The sequence below is a fragment of the Buchnera aphidicola (Meitanaphis flavogallis) genome (assembly GCA_039830035.1).
In the GTDB taxonomy this organism is placed as follows: domain Bacteria; phylum Pseudomonadota; class Gammaproteobacteria; order Enterobacterales; family Enterobacteriaceae; genus Buchnera_B; species Buchnera_B aphidicola_AZ.
Window position 1 is genome coordinate 350332 of the sequence record CP140038.1, and the last position, 22397, is coordinate 372728.

Consider the following 22397-nt stretch of genomic DNA (forward strand, 5'->3'; position numbering starts at 1 on the left):
CAATCAATTATTTATATAAACAACTTAAACGTTTATTTTCAATAAAAAATTTAGGAAGATAATCATGATTCGTATCGTTCTTTTTTTGCTAACTAATTTAGCTGTTATGTGTGTTTTTGGTTTTATTTTAAGTGTTACAGGAATAAAATCGGAGAGCATATATGGACTATTAATAATGTCAACTATATTCGGATTTAGTGGTTCTATTGTGTCATTGCTAATGTCAAAATGGATTGCATTGAAATCTATTAATGGACAAGTAATAAAAAATCCAAATAGTGATCTTGAAATTTGGTTAATGAATACAATTAAACGTCAATCTGAAAAAGTAGGTATTCGAATGCCAGAAGTAGCAATATATTGCGCTGCTGATATAAATGCATTCGCTACTGGTCCAAGACGTAATTCTGCATTAATTGCTGTTTCTACTGGTTTGTTAGATCATATGAATAAAGATGAAGCTGAAGCTGTTTTAGCTCATGAAATTACTCATATAGCTAATGGTGATATGATTACTATGACTTTATTGCAAGGAGTAGTAAATACATTTGTAATCTTTGCATCTAGAATTATAGCTCAAATGATATCACATGTTTTATCGAAAGATAAAGACGAAAATGATAATTCTCCTGGAAATACGTGGATATATATAATTTCTTCTACCATTTTAGAACTAATTTTTGGTATCTTTGCTAGTATAATAACTCTATGGTTTTCTAGACATCGTGAATTTTATGCTGATGCAGGATCTGCAAAACTAGTAGGAAAACATAAAATGATTGCAGCATTAGAAAAACTAAAATTAAGTTACGAACCTCAAGCATCTAATAGTATGATTGCATTTTGTATTAATGGAAAATCTAAACGTTTCTTAAATTTATTTATGTCTCATCCATCATTAGAAAAACGAATTAACGCTCTATATAATAGAGAATATATGTAAAAAACTGATCAACTAATTGCAATAATATATAAAACATATGGTTTAATAAATAAAAGATATAACATTTATTATTTAAAAAATAATATTTTGATATTACTTTTTTATAAAATTATAAGAATCAAACGAAAAAATAAAAAATTAATTATTAATACACGATGTATGTAAAATTAAAAAATTTGTCTCAATGTGACTTTTATTACCTTAAAATTCTAATGAAGGCCTATGTACATTTCATAAGGCCTTTATTTTAAAAAACGTTGTTTGTATCTTAACATAAATATAAAAAATAGATAATAAGAAGAACTAAAATACCAATTTTTAAACTTTTACGTTCATATGTAACTAAAAAATTTTATTCTGTCCTATTATTTTACGGAGTTTCTAATGGAACTTTTTTTAGATCCGTCAAGCTGGGCAGGTCTATTAACACTTGTCATACTAGAAGTAGTATTAGGTATCGATAATTTAGTATTTATTGCAATTCTTTCTAAAAAGTTACCCCCATGCAAACAAGATAAAGCTCGTTTAATTGGATTGAGTTTAGCGCTTTTAATGAGATTAAGTCTTCTTTCATTTATGTCATGGATGGCAACTTTAACATCAATCATCATTAGTAATAAATATTTTTCTCTTTCGGGACGAGATCTAATATTATTAATTGGTGGTTTATTTTTACTATTTAAAGCAACTATAGAATTACATGAAAGATTGGATAATGATATACGTCAAGATGATGATAACAAAAATTATGCTAGTTTTTGGACCATAGTAATTCAAATTGTTATCTTAGATGCTGTATTTTCTTTAGATTCTATTATTACTGCCGTAGGAATGGTAAATAATTTACCAATTATGATGACTGCAGTAATCATAGCTATGACTTTGATGTTATTAGCTTCTAAACCTTTAATAAATTTTATTAATTCACATCAAACGGTAGTGGTTCTATGTTTAAGTTTTTTACTCATGATAGGATTCGGGTTAGTATCAGAAGCATTAGGATTTTTTATACCAAAAGGATATTTATATTCTGCTATTAGTTTCTCTATTATTATAGAACTATTTAACCAAATTGCGCGTCGAAACTTTATTCGACATCAATCTCGAAGACCGATGAGACAAAGAGCTGCAGAAGCTATATTGAGATTAATGATTCGAGATCAATCTAAAAATACTAGTATAATAACCTCCTCTATTAGTAATACAGAAAAAAAAATTATAAATACATCATGCGCAGATACTGGAGAATTTAAGGAAGAAGAAAAGTATATGATCAATAGTGTATTAACATTAGCTGCCAGATCTATTAAAAGTATCATGACTCCTAGGAGCGAAATTTCTTGGGTTAACGTAGAAAAATCAATATCTAGTATTCGTACTCAATTATTAGACACTCCTCATAGTTTATTTCCTATTTGTAAAGGAACATTAGATGAAGTTATAGGGATCGCGCGTGCTAAAGAACTATTAGTAGAAATAGAAAATAAAACAGATGTAGTAAAATTTTCTTCTACTATTCCACCAATAATTATACCAGATACGATCGATCCAATTAATTTAATGGGAGTATTAAGACGTGCTAAAGGAAGTTTGGTCATTGTTACTAACGAATTTGGTGTGGTACAAGGACTAGTGACTCCATTAGATGTTTTAGAAGCTATTGCTGGTGAATTTCCTGATGCAGATGAAACACCTGATATCATTGTTGAAAAAGACAGTTGGTTAGTAAAAGGTGGAACAGATTTGCATTCTTTACAGCAATATTTAAATACTACAAATTTAATTAAACAAGAAAATAGTTATGCTTCATTAGCTGGATTATTAATTTCTCAAAAAGGACAATTACCTTTACCAGGAGAAACTATTCATATTCCTCCTTTGCGTTTTTATATCGTAGAAGCAACACAATATCGAATTAATTTAGTGCGAATTACTAAAGATAACACATCCCATCATCAAAAAAATAATTAGTGTTATTACTCAACTAATACAATTAAAATAATACAATATAAACATTTTATTTATTTTTTGATATATTCATTAATACAAAATATTTAATACATCTTAAAAAGATAAAATTCATATGTATAATACTATTTTAGCTTTTGATTCTTCAATTTCCAATTGTTCTGTTGCTTTGCTACATAAAAATAATATTTATAGAAAAAATAAATTATGTAATAAAAATCAAACTAAATATATTTTGCCTATGATAAAACAACTATTAATAGAAAATTATATTACTTTGAATGAAATAGATATTATACTTATTTCTAAAGGACCTGGGAATTTTATAGGAACAAGAACAACTATTGCTGTAGCTCAAGGTTTAGCATTAGGATTAAAAATTCCAATTATTGCATTTCCCACTACGCTAATTATGGCAGAACAAGCATGGAAAATGTTTCACAACAACAAGGTTTTAGTACTATTAAAAATAAATAATAGTTTATTATATGTTATACAATATGTAAAAAATGAAAAATGTTATTGGACACAACAAACATCAGAAATAATACTGTCTATTGAACAGACTATTAGAAAAATTTCTACCTTTCAAACACCATGGATAATAGTTGGAAATTCTTCAAAATTATTTCTAAATAACGTTTGTAAACATCTAATCGTAACTAATATTGCGTTTCCTCAATCAGAATTTATCATTTCTTTATATTTATCACATAAAATTTATCAAAATTATAAAAATTCTTACAAAATATCTCCAATGTATTATCGTCAAATAATATATTAATAAAGACTATATAACTTCTATTAACTCAATATAAAATACATCTATTTATCCAGAATTTTAATTCTGGATTAATAAATATTTAAAATATAAATAACATTTTTATAAAAAATTAGTTTTGTTTTTATTCCTACTTATTCTGGAATAGTAACGTTTAATTCTAATATAGAAATATCTTTTTCTTTATGATCCAATTGAACTGAAATCATTTTAGGATCAACTTTAATGTATTTACAAATAACGCGTAAAATTTCTTGTTTTAATTCAGGCAAATAATTTGGTTCATTATCTTTCTGCCTACGTTCAGCAACAATGATTTGTAATCGTTCTTTTGCTATGTTAGCAGTATTTTTTTTTCGAGATAAAAAAAAATCTAATAAAGCCATGTTTATCTCCTAAATAATCGTTTCAAAAAACTCTTTTTCTTTTCTTTAATAAATCGAAAAGGAACATTTTCACCTAATAAACGATTTACAGTGTCATAATACGCTTGTCCAGCATGAGAAGTTGTATGTAAAATTACAGGTTTACCTTGATTAGATGCTTTTAAAACAGAAGAGTCTTCAGGAATTACTCCAATTAATGGTATTTTAAGAATATCTAAAACGTCTTGTATGCTTAACATTTCTCCTTTGTTAACTCTAATTGGATCATAACGAGTTAATAATAAGTGCTCTTTTATAGGAGCATTGCATATATTTTTTGAACGTTTAGATTTTGATGCAATAATCCCTAGCATACGATCAGAATCTCTTATAGATGATATTTCAGGATTAGTAGTAATAACTGCTTCATCTGCAAAATATATTGCTAAAATTGCACCAGACTCTATTCCTGCTGGTGAATCACAAATAATGATATCGAAATTCATTGCTATTAGTTCTTTAAAAACATTATTTATACCCAACGTAGTTAATGCATTTTTGTCTCTAGTTTGAGATGCTGGAAGAATAAATAAGTTATCTGTTCTTTTATCTTTAATTAACGCTTGATTTAAATTTGCATCCCCATTAATTACATTTATAAAATCATATACTACTCTACGCTCACATCCCATAATCAAATCTAAATTTCGTAATCCTATATCAAAATCAATTACTATCGTTTTTTTTCCTTTTTGTGCAAAACCTGTTGCTAAAGCTGCACTAGAAGTAGTTTTGCCAACGCCTCCTTTACCTGATGTTACTACAATAATACGCGTCATAAATGCATCCTTAACAATTTTTATTACAGCTTAAATATTTTTAATTTTTTATTTTTTATATAGATTCTAACACTTTGTCCTATGAAATTCGAAAAAAATTGATCAATTAATAAATATTCTCCCGAGATAGAAACTAGTTCTGCAAAAAATCTAATACAAAATATTTGACATGTAATATCTCCTTTAGCACCAGCCAATACTCTCCCTCTCATATTTCCGTAAACATGCACATTACCATCTGCAATTATTTCTGCTCCTGCATTTACATTACTAGTAGCTATTAAATCAGAATTAATGGCATAAATTTTTTGACCAGATCTAACTGGAAAATCAATTATTTTGGTTTTTTCATATTTATTGAAAGAAAGAGCGCAATCAGTACTTGATTGATATCGATGAGTATCATTAATTGTATTGTTAGATAAAATTGGTAATCCAGATTTTACAATGATATTTTTTAAAACATCATTGTAACAACCACTTATCCCTACAATACACAAATCAAATGAAATAATTACTTTTCTTATATTATCTAAATTGTCTAAATTCGATAGTTGTTCTACATTAATTATAATTGGTAAATTTTTAAAAAAATTGGGAGATATTTGGATTTTTTTATTTAGTTCTTTACGTATTAAAACGATAGAGTTAGTTTTCAAATGAAGAACTAATATTTTAAGAGTACTTCCTTTTAATTCAAGTGGTAAAATTTTCATTATTTCAAACACTTTTTCAAATGAAAAAAATTTTAATATTTTAATATAGAAAATTTTAAATAACATTAGAATATTCTTGAACAATTATTACATCTTCAATATTAAATAAAATTATCATATAAGACATTATATTAATAAAATAAATAGTAAAAATAAAGAAATAAAAAATATCAGTCACTTATAAAAGTGTTATTATAAAATATAATGTCTTTTTTTATATAACGATATTTTACAATATATTATCAAAAAATATGTGATATTCAACATGATAATTCAATGTATAGTTAAATATCTATCGAAAGAGAATAATGTCAAGTACATGACAAATACAAACAAATTACTTTTAAAAAACATACATTTATTTCTAAAAAAAAAATTTTCATATCAGGAAACATATATAGTGATTTATATTTAAATAAACTAGAAAAAACAATAACTATATATACTCAAATGTTAAATAATTGGATTTATTTAAAAAATAAAACCAAACATATAGTAAAATTTATTTTATTAGAAGATAAACAAATAATTTTAAATTCTAATCTTATATTATATTTTTGGCCAACAAGTAAATTTGAAGCTATATTTCATTTAAAACGTATTCTTTCCTTTTTATCTGAAAAAAACCACATTTTTTTAATTGGAGAAAAAAGAAGTGGGATACAAACTGCAAAAAAATTGTTGAAGACATGGATACATCTAGAAAAAATAGATTCTGCAAAACATTGTCATCTTTTTTCTGGTAAAATCATCGTCAAACCAAAATTTAAATTTGAAAATTTTATATACCAACAAACATGGAAAGAAATTTGTATAAAAACTATACCAGGAGTATTTAGTTATAATAAAATTGATATAGGTTCACAACTATTAATATCAACATTTTCAAAATCAATACAAGGAAACATACTTGATATAGGATGTGGATCAGGAATTTTATCAGTATCATTAGCTAAGCAATCTAGTAAAGTAAAATTAACATTAGTTGATACACATATAGCTGCATTAGTATCTAGTCAATTAACTTTAGAATGCAATGATATCATAGGAGATATATTTCCTAGTGACGTTTATTCAAACATTCATAAAAAATTTAATTTTATTATGTCAAATCCTTCTTTTCATTGTAATTCAAAAATAAATTTAAGTTTTATAAGTACGATTATCAAAGATTCAGTGAGATATTTAAAAAAACAAGGTGAAATAAGAATTGTAGTTAATTCAAGTATATCTTGCGATCAATTTTTTAAATATGCTTTTGTAAAATATAATATTTTAAAAGAAAATACTAAGTTTAAAGTTTATCAAGCATATCAAAAAAATAAAAAATAAAATAAAAGTTAATACCCAGAGCGGGAATCGAACCCGCAAAGCCATATAGCCGAGGGATTTTAAATCCCTTGTGTTTACCAATTTCACCATCTGGGCTTAATAAAGATAAATGAATAAAATAATAAAGGCGCATCCCGGAATCGAACCGGGCTAAACGGATTTGCAATCCGCTACATAACCAATCTGTCAACGCGCCATACCTTTAAAGTTTATCAATATTAATTCATAATTACAAGTACTTTAATATCAATTAACACAGTAGTATAAGTTATTTTTTAAAAATTACGTTTATTATAAAAATAATTTCTTTAAAATTTTGGATATATATTATATAATGTTTTATTACGTAATAGTCGTTTATGGAGGAATGGCCGAGTGGTTTAAGGCAGCGGTCTTGAAAACCGCCGATGAGAAATCATCCGAGAGTTCGAATCCCTCTTCCTCCAAAATATTATTCAAAGTTTATTTTTTTTAATTCAATTAATAAAAAGTGTCTCAAACGAAATCCTAATAAAAAAAGCATGATTAAATAACTACACCCCGATAATAAACATATTAATATCAATTGATATAATTTAAATAACATCGTTCCTGAATTCCAGTTAGAAAAAACATCTAAATTGAAGTATAAAATAAAAATCATAACTATAGAAGCAATAAATATTTTTCCTAAAAACATTAACCATCCAGGTTCAAACTGAAAAAATTTTTTCTTTAATAATATTGAACACAACAAAATAAAGTTTATCCAAGCTGCAATACTAGAAGATAATGCAAAACTGTTATGTTGCAAATAAGGTAAAAAAATACTATTCATTAACTGAGTTATTATTAAAATCAAAATAGAAATAATTGTAGGACTAATAAAATCGTTCTTTGAATAAAATTGGGATAATAAAACTTTTGTTAAAATCAATGGAATTAATCCTATTGAATAAAAAATTAAAATATTTTTAGTCATAAGAACATCAAACATCGAAAAACTTCCGTATTGAAATAATACGATTATTATTATTTTTGATAAAATAGCTAAAACAATAGAACTAGGAATAGCTACTAAACATCCAATTCGAAGAGCCCAATTTAATAATTTAGAATATTTTCTTTTATCGGTATTAATTTTACTATTTGATAATAAAGGTAATAAAATTGTTCCTAAAGAAACTCCAAAAATTCCAGAAATAAATTCTACTAATCTATCAGCATAATATATCCACGATATAGATCCAGGAACTAAAAAAGAAGAAAAAATAGTATTTATAATGACTGAAATTTGACTAATTAACATTCCAATAACAATTATACTAATTTTTTTTAAACTTGTTTGTAATCCAATATTTTTAATATTTAATTTTGGAAATACCAACATATCAATTCTTCTTAAAAATGGAATTTGATAAAATACTTGGATTAATCCACCTAATAAAGTTGCCCAGGCTAAAGAAAAAATAGATACGGAAAAATATGAAGAAAAAAATAATATAAAAACTATTATGTTTAAATTTAATATCATAGGAGAACAAGCAGGTATAAAAAAATAGTTCCAAGTATTAAGAATAGAACTAATTAACGATCCTAAAGAAACAAAAAATATATAAGGAAAAACAATTTCAAGTAATTTTGTTGTTAAATATAATTCATAAGGATTATTGTTTAAACCAGGAGCAATAATTGAAACTATATTCGATGCAAAATATATTCCCAAAAATGTAAAAATGCCTAAAAAAAGCATCATAAGACCTAATACATTAGAAATGAACTCTTTTATAAATTTAACATTATGAATATTTTTAAATTCTGATAAAACAGGTATAAATATTTGAGAAAAAAATCCTTCTGCAAAAATTCTACGAAACAAATTCGGAATTTTAAAAGCTAAAAAAAAAGCATCTGTTAATCCTGATGCTCCAAATGTATATGCAATAAATGTGTCTCTTATAAATCCTAATATTCTTGAACAGAAAGTAATAAAACTTAATGATATTAACAATTTCAAAACATTCACAATTATACTACCTTTTAATTATGTATAATGTAAAAAATAAAACTATTAGTTAATTTTAGTATTATTTACATCATTAGAATACTGCTCAAATTTAAAATTTATAGTAATTTCTAAAAATAGTTTTTAAAAAATAGATCATTACTGTAAAACAATGAACATATTCGTAATTAAAAGATTAAACTAATATAATTTATTTTATGAAATTCTAATAGTGAATGAATTTTTATTAAAAAGATATAATCTTAAAAAACCTTGATAATACTAAAATATTTACTAAAAAATTTTTTATTGAACTTTAGCACAAAAATAATACTAATTTGTTGAAATAAAACACTAATACAATTAAATTTTATTACTATTTTAAAATATATCAGAACAAGAATAATGTTATTAATTAATAGAAAACAAATTAATAAAAATATTTATACATTTTACAAAAAATGATTCTGTAACAAGTATAATTGTATTATACAAAAGTTCTACAACGCAAAATAATTTTAGAATAAATACCAAAGACCTGTTAATTACATTAAATATATATAAAATAGTACAATATCTATGATCATATACCACTATATATTGATACATGATATAAATTATATCCATTCAACTACTAGATATTAATATATCTTATTACTTCCGCAATAAACAAATAAATAATTAGCAAAGTTTTACTTATTATTACTATCATAGATATATATGTAATATTAGAAAAATGAATTATTTAAATATTTTTAACATTTTAAACAATAAATTTTAATTTCGTTTACTTTAAAAAAAATAAAAATATCATTTTATTTATTTAAATATAAAATGAAAATACAGTTATAATAAAATAATTATTTTAGTTAAAAAAAAATTATGCAGTAAGAACTAAATTTTATCTATTTACCATAATGACGCCTGTATTATTTACTATTCCTGATATTATTGTACCATTATCTAATTTTATTTTTACTTTTTGATTTCTATAAGCATTATTCATTGCATATCCTTCTGAAACAATTGTAAATCCTACGTCTCTAATTGTTACTGACACTTTTTGATGAATTTTAATTAACCACATAGGTCGTAATAAATTTTTAGTAATTAATTCGTTCTTTTTAATATTTTTTAAACTCATTAAATTCAATATTTTTTTCTTATTTAAATGTGCATTAAACTTATTTTTATCTAAATATCCATATTTTATAGAAATGTCTGAATCTACTATTCTTGTTCCCTTTTTAATATTTCGAGAAGCTACTATATATTCTCCTTTAACTTTAACTTCTACTTGGATGAATTGATGTATTTTCTCGCATATCACTTCAATGTTCATTAATCCAAATAATTTTAGAGTATTTGAAGCAATAAACGTAGGAGAAGAACATGTTAACCATTTTTTAGAAGAAATATCGTTATATAAAATAATACTCATACTATCAGCATATGCAAGATTTTTTTGCTTTAAAAAATTAACGAGATGTTCTGGAAAACTATTAGCTTGAATTTTAAAAACTATTAAAAATAATAAATTTAATAAAATACATATTTTAAAAATCATATACTTTTCCACTATAATAGTTATTATAATAATCATACTCATAAAATACACGTATACTATGTACATAATTATATTAATTCATATATATAAAATTAAAATAAATGAATAATTTTGCATCCATTATTGTATTATACATTTTATATATCTAAGTTCAGTTTAGTAAAAAAATTAATATATTTTTTGTAATATTATATTTGAAAAATAAAATACACTGGATAAACAATGTTAAATAAACTAGATAAAGAATTTTATTTTAATAAATGCGTATTAAATTTACGTTCCTATCGACAAGAACTATTAGCTTCTAATATCGCTAATAGCGATACACCAAATTATCAACCATTAGATATCGATTTTTCAAAAGCATTAAATGAACTCTTGAAAAAAAATGATAAACAACCGCAATTTCAATTAACATTAACTTCCAAAAAACATATTCCTATTACACAGCATAAAAAATTAGAAAGCTATGAAGAAATGATAGCAAAAAAATATATTATAAAAAAAGATAAAATAAATATGGATGTTGAAAAAGTAAACTTTATTAACAATAGTTTATTATATCAAATGGATATCATTTTTATAAACAACAAATTTAAAAATTTAACTAATGTATTAAAAGGATAACATATGTCTTTACTAAAAATATTTGACATTGCAAATTCTGCAATGATTGCACAATCTCAAAAAATGCAGATGCATGCAAGCAATTTAGCTAACATAGATAGCCTAGTAAACACTAATGGAAAATTACATCCATATATAGCAAAAAAAATAATTTTAAAATTTGATAATTCTAATGATGTTAGATCTGGAGGAGTTAAAGTTGAAAAAATAATAGACGATACAACACCATTAAAAGTGATATATGATCCCAATAATCCTATCGCCAACTCTAAGGGATTTTCTGAAATTTCCAATGTTAATGTAGTCACCGAAACTATTAATGCTATCTCAGCATCCAGAAACTACCAAGCTAACTTAGAAGTGTTAAATACAATCAAATCTATGATTATGAAAACGTTAACCATTGGACAATAAATATAAATTTAAATAATTGTCACTTTATCAAAAATTTAAAAAATTCACGATAAATGCAAAATTTCAGTAGCGTGATGTTATGTGTATAATAACATAACGCTATTTTTTCCAAACAAAAACACAAAATGTAATTAAATTAATTTACTAAATATTAGTATTCAATATATTTTTTAATTTAACCAAAACAATCAATACAATAGATACTTTTAAGACTAATAAAAAAATTAATTTAAAATCAAAAATAATACATGAAAAAATTTTATTAATACTTTTTCATAACATAAAGATTATTTTAACGATATAATTGTTTTTGAAAGTATAAAACTACATAAATTTATATTAATTATGCAATAAATATGTTACTTTTTTTAAAAATAATATATATTACTATCCAAGTACATAAATCAATAATATTATTATATTTAAAATACTATCTAAAATAATATTAAAAAAAAATTAGTATAAATATATTAAACATAAATTGATTCAATGTAGTTCTAATAAATAATTAATGTTATATGAATCATGTGTCATTATTATAATTGTTTATAAAAAAACTTAGTAAATAGTTAATATATATAATATTTAATGCTGTCTTAAATAAATAACGTTTTTATCTTGAATAAATTCAATTATTGATACAAAATTAAATATTACATTACATTTTTTAAAAAAATTATGGAATTTTCAATATATTTATCTATGATTTCTGCTAAAAAAATATTAGAAAATCAAGAAATATTAGCCAACAATTTAGCTAATATGTTAACAACAGGATTTAAAGCAGAATTATACTCTAGAACTATTTTAAATGATAATGCTCATTGGAAAGAAAATCCTTACGGATCGGAAAAACGATACAATCTTACGCAAGGTTCATTTCGAAATACTATGCAACCTTTGGATATTGCTGTCATCAATCCAGATGGATGGATAGTAGTAAAAGTTAACAAAAATAATGTAGCTTATACTAAAAATGGACATTTAAAAGTTAATGCAAAAAGACAATTAACAAGTCAAGGATATATAGTTATAGGAAAAGATGGACCTATAGTTATACCAAAGGATGCTAATTGTAAAATATTATCAAACGGAACAATAACAATAACAAAAGGAAAAAATAAATTTAGTCAAAAATTAAATAAAATAAAATTAGTGAAAATTAAAATAGAAGATTTAATACATAGAAATGGCGGATTATACTTTATTAATAACAATAATCAATCTAACAAAATAATTAAAGATAATCCTCACATAAAAATATTATCTGAAACGCTAGAAGATAGTAATGTTAATCCTTCTGAAAGTATGGTTAATATTATTTCTGATTCTAGAAAATTTGATATGCAAATGAAAATTTTAACTAGTTTTGATGAAAACATACAGCTTGTTAACAAATTTCTAAATATCAACAACTAAAAAGGAAAATCTTGTATATGATACCTTCTTTATGGATTGCAAAGACCGGATTAGATGCTCAACAAATAAATATGAACGTAATTTCTAATAACTTAGCTAATGTTAGTACCAATGGATTTAAGCGTTCTAGAGCAATTTTTGAAGATTTGATTTATCATACAATACGACAACCTGGATCAAAATCGTCTGGTGATACAACATTACCTTCTGGACTTCAAATGGGAACAGGAGTAAGACCAGTATCTACAGAAAGAGTTCACAATCAAGGAAATTTATCTAAAACTGATTCTTCTAAAGATATTGCTATAAATGGAAATGGATTTTTTCAAGTACAATTACCAGATGGCGATTTTGCTTATACACGAGACGGATCTTTTCAAGTAGATCAAAGTGGACAATTGGTAACTAACAGTGGATTTCCTGTGCAACCAGTAATTAATTTTCCATCTAACAGTGTTAATATGCAGGTAGGAAGAGATGGAACAGTAACAGTTACTTTACAAGGTCAGTCTCAACCTATGCCAATAGGACAATTGCATCTTATTAATTTTATTAATAGCTCCGGATTATCAAATTTAGGAGAAAATTTATATCAAGAAACTGAAGCTTCAGGTGATCCTATCGTTACAATACCTGGATTAAATGGTACAGGATTACTATATCAAGGATATGTAGAAACTTCTAATGTCAATATAGCAGAAGAATTAGTTAATATGATTCAAACACAACGCGCTTATGAAATTAATAGTAAAGTAATTACCGCAGCTGATCAAATGCTACAAAAATTATCCCAATTATAATACATTATAAAAATTTTTATCAAATCGTGATCATTAAAGGTGATATTTTTGTGACTATGTTATTTACTTTTAAAATCAGATATTATGTAATCTTCATATTGCTCACAGTACTTAATGGTTGTGCTTTAAATCCAAACACAATTTTTAATAAAAATATATTAAAATCTTCTGATTCTTCTATAACTTGGCCAAAATCAATTAATCATTCAAATTATCAAGAACCAAGTGCTAATGATTATCATTTTGAGCCATTATTTGAAGATTATAAACCTAGAAATATAGGAGATACTTTTACTGTTATTTTACAAGAAAGTCTTAATGCAAGTAATAATGTATCTAGTAACTTAATTCACGATGGTAACGCTAATCTTGGAATAACATTTGGAAATGATCAAAAAAGCAATAATCATGAAAACCAAACTGGATTAAATAGCTTTTTTAAAAACAATTTTACTGGACAAGAAAGTTCGTTTGCAAACAATCAATTTGTAGGATTAATTACCGTAACGGTAGAAAAAATATTACCAAATGGAAATTTAGAAGTGTCAGGAGAAAAAAAAATTTCAATTAATAAAGAAGGGGAAAAAATATATTTTTCGGGAATAGTTAATCCTCGTACTATTTCCAAAAATAATTCTGTAATTTCCACTCAAATAGCTAATGCTCATATTGAATATATCAGTGATGGATTTATCAATAAAGGACTCAATGTTGGCTGGTTTCAACGTTTATTTTTAAGTATTTTATCTTTTTAACAAGATCAATAATTAAAAAAATAAATATTGTATTTAATTATGTAAATTATTGATATTTGTTATGAAAATATTTAATCATTGATATTAGTCAATTGAGGAATTCTATGTTCAAAAAATATTTATTAAAATACATGGTTATACTTTTAGTTATTATAGATTCAAGCGTATATGCTGATAAAATAAGGGATTTAACAACAATTCAAGGAACTAGAGATAATCAACTTATAGGTTATGGTTTAATCGCAGGTTTAGATGGAACCGGAGATGATACTCAATATATTCCATATACTATGCATACACTGCAAAATATGTTGTCCCAATTAGGAATTGGATTTACTTCAGAAAAAAATATGAAGCTAAAAAATATTGCAGCAGTTATGGTGACTGCAAAATATCCTAGTTTTATTCATTTAGGACAAAAAATAGATGTAAACGTTTCTTCTATAGGTAATGCAAAAAGTTTAAAAGGAGGTACGCTATTAATGACTCCTTTAAAAAGTATTGATAATAAAATATATGCTATTGCTCAAGGAAATGTTTCAATAGATGAAATTTATTATCCTAAAAATGTGCTTAATACAACCATAAAAAACCAATATAATAGCGGAAAAATCATTGATGGAGCAATAATAGAAAGAGAAATTAATAATAATTTTGGAAAAAGTCAAATTGTTGTATTACAACTTCACAATGAAGATTTTACTGCAGTTCAAAAAATTAGTGATTTAATTAATACAAAATATCCTAATACTGCCGTTGCATTGAATTCTAGAACGATACAATTATATACTCCAGAAGACAGTACTGTTCAAGTACGTATGTTATCTACTATCCAAGACATTGATGTTGACCTACCTATTCAAAATGCAAAAATAATTATTAATACTAAAACTGGTGATATTGTTATGAATCATGAAGTAAAAATAAATTCATGTGCAGTTGCACATGGAAATATGTCTATGATTATCAATGCAACTAAAAATGTACAATATCATGTCAATAACCCTGTTAATCACATGGATAATGATGACTTAAAAAATCAAAAAAATGACTTAAATAGTTATAATAATCGTCATGAAATAAAATATATTAATAAAGTTACACATCTCAATAATATAGTTCGCGCACTCAATTCTCTTGGAATAAAACCTATTGAATTAATATCAATTCTTCAAGCTATGCAAAACGTAGGATGTTTACATGCAAAATTAGAGATTATATAATTATGAATAACGATTTTTATTTTTTCACCAATTTGAATTTTAATGTTGAGCATAAAAATGATTTAACTTTGTTAAAACAAAAACAGAACAATAGTACTGTAAAAATTGCAAAAAAAATAGAAGGACTATTTCTCTATATGATGTTAAAAAGTATGAGAAACAGTTGTCCAAAAGATACTCTAATTGACAAAAATCAAGAACATATATATGAAGATATATATGATCAATTTATTACTCAAAAAATGAGTGAAACAGGTTTGGGATTAGCAAAAATAATTGAAAAACAAATCCAACAATTACATGAAACAATTCCAAATTAATATTATATATAACTAAAATATTAATATAACCTAATAATAAATAGTATTTTTAAACTGTTTAAGTTTTAAAATAGTAATAATGTATATTTTTTATAATTGCATAAACTATAAAATAAAAACGTGATTTATAATATTTGATATACATTCTAAAAAACTTTTAATTTAAAAAAATTCATCCCATGATCTTATAACTACAATATATATTTATTTTCATGGGAGAACGATTAAAAGCAAATAATTGTATAATATTATTTATAATGTACAATTTAAAAAACTTTTATATGAAAAATCTCGCAACTATTATTAATAAAATTTTTATATATTTTTTTATTTTTTCAATATTTATATAGATAAAAATATATTAAATAACTTTATAACATAAATGTATTCTTTTATTTATCTTAAAATAAATATTACTAAAATATATTTATATACTATACTAAATAACTTTTTAAAATAAACAATTTTTACATTGTGTTAATATATTGAATAACAAAATTAACATGAATATTTAAAAAATTTTATACATTTTATTAAGAATAAATATAATATTTGAAATAACATAGTTTATTTTATTCAATATTATTATTGTATGAATATTTAAAAAAATTAGTTAAATGTATTATATAATTTGTATAAAATCACACCGTGATTAAGTTTTAATTATTTTGAACATCGTTTGTTTTATATATACATTAAATTCTTTTTATTACATCATTTTTATTGATAATATAAATAATTTTATAATACTATACTAATATAATAATTATATTGTTAATAAAGTTCTATTAATGTTTATGCATTTACAACATTCACGTTTTCATATTTAAATAATGTTTTCCTAGTCAAAACGTATTAATATAATTTTATCTTTTAAAATATTAACAAAAAAAATTATTCAAAAAAATTTAATTTTATTATATCTTTGTTTTAAACAATTTTTTTTTAATCAAGTGTAAAACAGAAAGAGATAAATGCTTGTCATCTTTAATGACCTCATTTCTATTACATTTAGAACAAATATGAAATTTAGATTCTCTTATAGATGAACTCAAACGTTGTCTAGACATTTCTAACAAACCAAACTTAGAAATATCTCCAATTTGAATGCGCGCACGATCTTGCTGAATAGTATTTCGTAATCTATTTTCAACTAATCTTTGATGGTTAGATATTGTCATATCAATAAAATCAATTACAATTAATCCACCTAAATTACGCAATCTTAGTTGACGTGAAATTTCATCAACAGCTTCTAAATTTGTATTAAGAGCCGTTTCTTCAATACCTATACCTTGAGTAGAATGAGCTGAATTTATATCAATAGCAGTTAATGCTTCTACAATATCAATTACAATTGAACCTCCAGAAGGAAGTTTTACTTTACGTTGAAAAGCAGAATTAATTTGTGATTCTATTTGATAATAATTAAATAAAGAATTTTTCCCGGTGTATAATTTAACTTTATTTTTAAAATCAAATCTTCCTAATAAGGATATACACTGACGTACTAAATTTAATATTACTGGATTATCGACAAGAATTTCATCAACATCATGATGCAAGTTATCTCGTAAAGCTCGAATAATAATATCATTTTCTCGATGAATTAAAAAAGGTGCCGTATTAATTTGAGCGGTTTTTTGAATTTTACTCCAACGTTTTAATTGAAAGTTTAAATCTAACTGTATAACACTTAAATTTTTTTTAATTCCAGCAGTACGAATAATTAATCCCATATCAACGGGACATTTTAATGACAATAACAATTTTTTTAAGTAAGTCCTATCATCTCCTTCAATTTTTCTAGATATACCTCTGATTTGAGGATTATGAGGCATTAACACTAAATAACTACTAACTAAACTAATAAATGTAGTTAATGAAACACCTTTGTCTCCTCTTTCTTCTTTATTAACTTGTACAATATACTCTTGTCCTATTTTTAAAAAATTATTATAACGAATTTTTTCGAAGTTATTAATACAAAAATATTTATTAGAAATTTCTTTAAATGGTAAAAATCCATTTCTACACGATCCGTAATCAATAAATGCAGCTTCTAAACTAGGTTCAATACGAATTACCGTTCCTTTATAAATATTTGATTTTTTTTTTATGACATAAGTGTTCAATGTCTAAATTATATAATTTTTTACCATCTATAAGAGCAACACGAAGTTCTTCTCTTTGAGTAATATTAATGAGCATTCTTTTCATTATAACTAGTTCTCTTGTTTAAAATTAATGAAAGGACATACATTAAATCCCTATATAGATAAAGTTAAAAATATTTAATATTGAAAAATAAAGACCTACTATTATTTTTAACAATTATAGTGACTAAAATTTTTAGTAATTTGTATAATTACATATAAATTACTTTTTTTAGTTACATATTATTACTACAACTAGGTAATTTGACCTTAATGGACGAAGAATATTATTATAAATTTTATTATTTTTAACGCTTACAAATGATAATTTTAAAATTATAAATTAAATTCTATAATGAACATATAAATGTTATTATATTAAACTACTAAACAACATGCTTTATTCCTATATTTCATTATATTGAATATATATTATATAATTTTATAATTATAATTCATCTATTTAACTAACATTATTTTAATTAACATTATCATAAAATTTAAAAAAATTTGTTATTTATAATATATAGGATAATCAATGATAGATAAAATACTTCCTGTATCATTTTTATATACTACAAAAAAAAATATAGAACAAAGAATAGATAATTTCTTACGAAGTAAGTTTAAACAATTACCAAAAAATACAATTTATAAAATACTAAGAACAGGACAAATTAGAGTTAATAGAAAACGCGTAAAACCTAAATATAAATTGCAAATTGGAGATTTCATAAGAATTCCTCCCATGAAAGATATTGATATAAAAAAAAATAACACAAATGTAAATGCAAAATTATTTTCTTTATTATCTAATAATATCTTATATGAAGATAATTATCTACTAATACTAAATAAACCTCCTGGAATAGCAGTACACAACGGAAGTGGTATTCACTGCGGAATTATAGAATATCTTAGAACATTGCGTGATGAAAACTCATATCTTGATTTAGTCCATAGATTAGATAGAGGAACATCTGGTGTACTAATGATAGCTAAAAAACGCTCAATATTATGTGAATTACATAAACAACTACGAGAAAACAAAATTCAAAAAAAATATTTAGCTTTGGTACATGGAAATTGGCCAAAAAAATTGAAACATGTCTCTGTTCCTTTATTAAAAACTAAATCAAATTATGATCATATTGTTAAAATAAATCATACTTTAGGAAAATTTTCAAAGACCTACTTTCAAATAAAACAACAATATACTAACAACACTTTGATGCTTATTACTCCAATAACTGGAAGAACACATCAAATCCGAGTTCACGCTCAATATGTAAATCATCCAATTGTTTTGGACAGAAAATATGGTAAAATCAACTTAGACAATTTGATTAAAAATAACGTATCTACTCATAGAGTATTATTACACGCTAGTTCTATTAATTTTTTTCACCCCCAAAAGAAAATATTTATTCATGTAGTAGCACCTATGGATGCAGAATTTAAAACTATTTTAAAAAACCTTTAAAATGGTTAAATCCAATAAAATTATAGTATTTCTATAAGATTTTTTTAAATACAATTTATAATATACATATTACTTTTAGATATTTATTTTTCAGAAAATATTCCATAAAATATTTAATTTTACAGAAAGTTTTAATAACAATAATTTAGCAGTTTCAGTATATTTTAACTATATGACACTTTTTAAAAAATAGGAAACAACATGGCAGTACAAAAAAGTAAACCGACTCGTTCTAAAAGAGGAATGCGTAGATCTCATGATCACATAAAAGTCCCAGTATTATCTGTAGACAAAAAATCAGGAGAAACTCATATTAGACATCATATTACTAAAAAAAAATATTACAAAGGTATAAAAATATTTTAATTTGTTAGTGTTTTATATATACAACACATAGTGCTGTTTAAAAAATAGCACTATATATATTTATATTATGTATGTATTATGTATGTATTATGTATATAATGTATTGAAATATACGAAACTACAATGTATATGTATATATAAAACGAATTAATTATTATTAAAATAACTCTATTTATTCTTTAGCATAAAATTTATTTTAATCAAAAAATAAATTTATATTAAAAAAATAAAATAATTAAATATTAAATATTTATGTCTTATAATTATTATTGTAAAAGGAATATTAATGTATTCACATTCCATACTCTTTCCAGGTCAAGAATTACAAAATATAAACATGTTATCATCTCTTATTAAAGAAAACAAAATTATAAAAAAAACTTTTGACGAATCTTCTGAATATGTTAAATACGACTTAAATGCATTAATAAAAAGAAGTTCACAAGAAGAAATTAATAAAAATAAATTTAAATTATTGATTACCTTTACGTTGTCAATTGCTATGTATCGTTTATGGAATAACAAAAATAAAAAAAAATCAATTATATTAGCTGGACATAGTTTAGGAGAATATTCGGCATTGGTATGTTCACAATCATTAACGTTTCACGATGCTATAAAACTAATTATTCTTCGAAAAAAATTTATGAAAGAATCCATGAACAATAAAAAAGGAGCTATGCACGCAATAATAGGATTAACAAAATCTAAAATTGAAAAAATATTAGAAGATTTCAAGTATACAAAATCAGTTTCAATAGCTTGTATCAATACTAAATATCAAATTGTTATTGCAGGAGAATTTTCTGTAGTTCATAAAGTCAGTGCTATTTGCAAAAAAAATGGTGCTAAAAAGATTTTTTCTCTTCCTATATCCCCTCCTTCTCACTGCATTTTAATGAAAAAAGCTTCTAAAAAGTTGTCAATAATACTTAATGAAATAAAATTTAGCAAACCTATGTTTCCAGTAATTAATAATGTCGATGCACGATGCGAAACTTCTATATCAGCTATCCGAAGAGCATTGGCAAAACAATTATGTAGTCCAGTACAATGGGTTAATACTATCATATATCTAATGTCTAATTATACATTAAAATTTATTGAAGTTGGACTAAATAACACATTAACTAATCTAAACAGATCTATAATAAAAATATTATAAATTAAATTTAACAAGACAATTAACTTCTTCTAAATTTTTTTAAAAATAATTATTCAAAACTCATAATGAACTTCAAAAAAATAGCATTAGTTACAGGAGCAAGTCATGGTATAGGAAAAGGAATTGCTAAAAAACTAGTAAATCAAGGAATCACAGTAATTGGAACCTCTAAATCACAGTATGGAAAAAACATAATCAATGATTACTTAAAAAATAAAGGTATGGGTATAATTCTTAATACTGCAAATTGTAATTCCATTGAAAAAACTATAAAAAATATTTATAATAATTTTAAATACATCGATATATTGATAAATAACATAGGAATAGTAAAAGATAAATTATTAATTAATATGACAGATAAAGAATGGAATGATGTTATAAATATTAATTTAAATTCCATTTTTCACATATCCAAACCTATTGTCAAAAACATGACTAAAAAAAGAAAAGGAAAAATTATTACAATAGGATCAATTATGGGACATATAGGTAATCACGGGCAAACTAATTATTCTGCTTCTAAATCTGGATTAATAGGATTTCATAGATCTTTAGCATTAGAAGTTGCTCATAAGGGTATTTGTATTAACATGATAGCACCAGGTTTTATTAAAACAAGAATGATAAAACATTTAACGCAACGCCAAATAAATAAATACTTATCAAAAATTCCTATGAAAAAACTTGGAACTATTGATGAAATTTCTGAAGTTGTTTTATTCTTAATATCTGATCGTATTAGTTATATTACAGGTCAAGTTATACATATCAACGGAGGGATGTACATGCCTTAAACTTTTAAAATATATTTAATAATATTTAAATTATTATATATATGTGGCATATATTTTAAAAAACATTTTATTACATTAGCATAAGATATTTATATGAATAGCATAGAAAGAAAAGTCAAAAATATTATTTCGAAACAGTTAGGATTGATAAAAAAAGAAATAAAAAACTCATCTTATTTATCGGAGGACCTTGGCGCAGATTCATTAGATCACGTTGAATTAATTATGACATTAGAAGATGAATTTAATATTGAAATTAAAGATCAAGAAGCAGAAAATTTAAATACAGTACAATCAATACTTGATTTTATAAAAAGTAAAATTTTATAACATTTATTACTATTTTAATTCAATACAACATTAAAAAATCGATATCT

General features: G+C 23.7%; 21 protein-coding genes, 3 tRNA genes and 1 pseudogene. 17 read left to right on the forward strand and 8 right to left on the reverse strand.

Annotated features, from left to right (window positions below):
- Positions 1–64 precede the first annotated feature (64 nt).
- The 3 genes from htpX (at position 65) to tsaB (ending at position 3695) form a co-directional block, all read left to right on the forward strand.
- Complete coding sequence (gene htpX, locus U0T59_01505) at positions 65–943, forward strand: protease HtpX (protein XBC43118.1); 879 nt, start codon at positions 65–67, stop codon at positions 941–943.
- A gap of 384 nt (positions 944–1327) precedes the next feature.
- Positions 1328–2914 carry a TerC family protein gene (locus U0T59_01510; protein XBC43119.1) on the forward strand — a complete coding sequence of 529 codons (1587 nt, stop codon included), beginning with the start codon at positions 1328–1330 and terminating at the stop codon, positions 2912–2914.
- A gap of 112 nt (positions 2915–3026) precedes the next feature.
- Positions 3027–3695, forward strand: coding sequence for a tRNA (adenosine(37)-N6)-threonylcarbamoyltransferase complex dimerization subunit type 1 TsaB (gene tsaB, locus U0T59_01515; protein ID XBC43120.1), 669 nt, complete (start codon positions 3027–3029; stop codon positions 3693–3695).
- A 131-nt stretch (positions 3696–3826) separates the two neighbouring features.
- Here the strand turns inward: tsaB and minE are convergent, their stop codons facing one another.
- From minE to minC, 3 genes are read right to left on the reverse strand one after another with little or no spacing between them, the layout of a single operon-like run.
- The gene (gene minE, locus U0T59_01520) at positions 3827–4078 is read right to left on the reverse strand and encodes a cell division topological specificity factor MinE (GenBank protein ID XBC43121.1); all 252 of its coding nucleotides are present in this window, start codon (positions 4076–4078) and stop codon (positions 3827–3829) included.
- 2 nt (positions 4079–4080) lie between these two features.
- On the reverse strand, positions 4081–4896 hold the full coding sequence (minD, locus tag U0T59_01525; GenBank protein ID XBC43122.1) for a septum site-determining protein MinD: 816 nt from the start codon (positions 4894–4896) through the stop codon (positions 4081–4083).
- Between the two features lie 23 nt (positions 4897–4919).
- A complete protein-coding gene (minC, locus tag U0T59_01530) occupies positions 4920–5612 on the reverse strand; it encodes a septum site-determining protein MinC (GenBank protein ID XBC43123.1) in 693 nt (230 codons plus the stop codon).
- A 336-nt stretch (positions 5613–5948) separates the two neighbouring features.
- Here minC and rsmC point away from each other — a divergent pair, with 336 nt between their 5' ends.
- Positions 5949–6944, forward strand: coding sequence for a 16S rRNA (guanine(1207)-N(2))-methyltransferase RsmC (gene rsmC / locus U0T59_01535; protein XBC43575.1), 996 nt, complete (start codon positions 5949–5951; stop codon positions 6942–6944).
- A gap of 12 nt (positions 6945–6956) precedes the next feature.
- Here rsmC and U0T59_01540 read toward each other — a convergent pair.
- Both U0T59_01540 and U0T59_01545 read right to left on the reverse strand, forming a co-directional pair.
- Positions 6957–7040: transfer RNA gene (locus U0T59_01540), tRNA-Leu, on the reverse strand.
- 29 nt (positions 7041–7069) lie between these two features.
- Positions 7070–7140, reverse strand: a tRNA-Cys gene (locus U0T59_01545).
- A 165-nt stretch (positions 7141–7305) separates the two neighbouring features.
- On the opposite strand from U0T59_01545, the gene U0T59_01550 reads away from it, so the two are divergent.
- Positions 7306–7390 (forward strand) — tRNA-Ser (locus U0T59_01550).
- A gap of 5 nt (positions 7391–7395) precedes the next feature.
- Here U0T59_01550 and murJ read toward each other — a convergent pair.
- Both murJ and flgA read right to left on the reverse strand, forming a co-directional pair.
- A complete protein-coding gene (gene murJ / locus U0T59_01555; protein XBC43124.1) occupies positions 7396–8949 on the reverse strand; it encodes a murein biosynthesis integral membrane protein MurJ in 1554 nt (517 codons plus the stop codon).
- A gap of 880 nt (positions 8950–9829) precedes the next feature.
- A complete protein-coding gene (gene flgA, locus U0T59_01560) occupies positions 9830–10495 on the reverse strand; it encodes a flagellar basal body P-ring formation chaperone FlgA (GenBank protein ID XBC43125.1) in 666 nt (221 codons plus the stop codon).
- A gap of 222 nt (positions 10496–10717) precedes the next feature.
- Between flgA and flgB the strand changes: the two genes are divergently transcribed.
- From flgB to U0T59_01595, 7 genes are all read left to right on the forward strand, one after another.
- Positions 10718–11122 (forward strand): flagellar basal body rod protein FlgB, encoded by a 405-nt coding sequence (flgB, locus tag U0T59_01565; protein ID XBC43126.1) that lies wholly within the window; start codon positions 10718–10720, stop codon positions 11120–11122.
- Between the two features lie 3 nt (positions 11123–11125).
- The gene (gene flgC / locus U0T59_01570) at positions 11126–11536 is read left to right on the forward strand and encodes a flagellar basal body rod protein FlgC (protein ID XBC43127.1); all 411 of its coding nucleotides are present in this window, start codon (positions 11126–11128) and stop codon (positions 11534–11536) included.
- 678 nt (positions 11537–12214) lie between these two features.
- Positions 12215–12955, forward strand: coding sequence for a flagellar basal body rod C-terminal domain-containing protein (locus U0T59_01575; protein ID XBC43128.1), 741 nt, complete (start codon positions 12215–12217; stop codon positions 12953–12955).
- A gap of 17 nt (positions 12956–12972) precedes the next feature.
- Complete coding sequence (gene flgG / locus U0T59_01580; protein XBC43129.1) at positions 12973–13755, forward strand: flagellar basal-body rod protein FlgG; 783 nt, start codon at positions 12973–12975, stop codon at positions 13753–13755.
- Between the two features lie 56 nt (positions 13756–13811).
- A complete protein-coding gene (locus U0T59_01585; protein XBC43576.1) occupies positions 13812–14510 on the forward strand; it encodes a flagellar basal body L-ring protein FlgH in 699 nt (232 codons plus the stop codon).
- Positions 14511–14614: 104 nt separating this feature from the next.
- The gene (locus U0T59_01590; GenBank protein ID XBC43130.1) at positions 14615–15733 is read left to right on the forward strand and encodes a flagellar basal body P-ring protein FlgI; all 1119 of its coding nucleotides are present in this window, start codon (positions 14615–14617) and stop codon (positions 15731–15733) included.
- A gap of 2 nt (positions 15734–15735) precedes the next feature.
- Entirely contained in the window at positions 15736–16053 is a 318-nt protein-coding gene (locus U0T59_01595) for a rod-binding protein (GenBank protein ID XBC43131.1), read from the forward strand.
- A gap of 938 nt (positions 16054–16991) precedes the next feature.
- On the opposite strand, the pseudogene U0T59_01600 reads toward U0T59_01595, so the two are convergent.
- Positions 16992–18273, reverse strand: a pseudogene (locus U0T59_01600) (Rne/Rng family ribonuclease).
- Positions 18274–18747: 474 nt separating this feature from the next.
- Between U0T59_01600 and U0T59_01605 the strand changes: the two are divergent.
- From U0T59_01605 to acpP, 5 genes are all read left to right on the forward strand, one after another.
- Entirely contained in the window at positions 18748–19692 is a 945-nt protein-coding gene (locus U0T59_01605; protein XBC43132.1) for an RluA family pseudouridine synthase, read from the forward strand.
- A gap of 201 nt (positions 19693–19893) precedes the next feature.
- Complete coding sequence (gene rpmF / locus U0T59_01610) at positions 19894–20058, forward strand: 50S ribosomal protein L32 (protein XBC43133.1); 165 nt, start codon at positions 19894–19896, stop codon at positions 20056–20058.
- Between the two features lie 286 nt (positions 20059–20344).
- A complete protein-coding gene (gene fabD / locus U0T59_01615) occupies positions 20345–21223 on the forward strand; it encodes an ACP S-malonyltransferase (GenBank protein XBC43134.1) in 879 nt (292 codons plus the stop codon).
- Positions 21224–21288: 65 nt separating this feature from the next.
- Positions 21289–22020 (forward strand): 3-oxoacyl-ACP reductase FabG, encoded by a 732-nt coding sequence (gene fabG / locus U0T59_01620; protein ID XBC43135.1) that lies wholly within the window; start codon positions 21289–21291, stop codon positions 22018–22020.
- Positions 22021–22113: 93 nt separating this feature from the next.
- Positions 22114–22350: an acyl carrier protein gene (gene acpP / locus U0T59_01625; protein ID XBC43136.1), complete on the forward strand. Its 237-nt coding sequence runs from the start codon at positions 22114–22116 to the stop codon at positions 22348–22350.
- Positions 22351–22397: the final 47 nt, after the last annotated feature.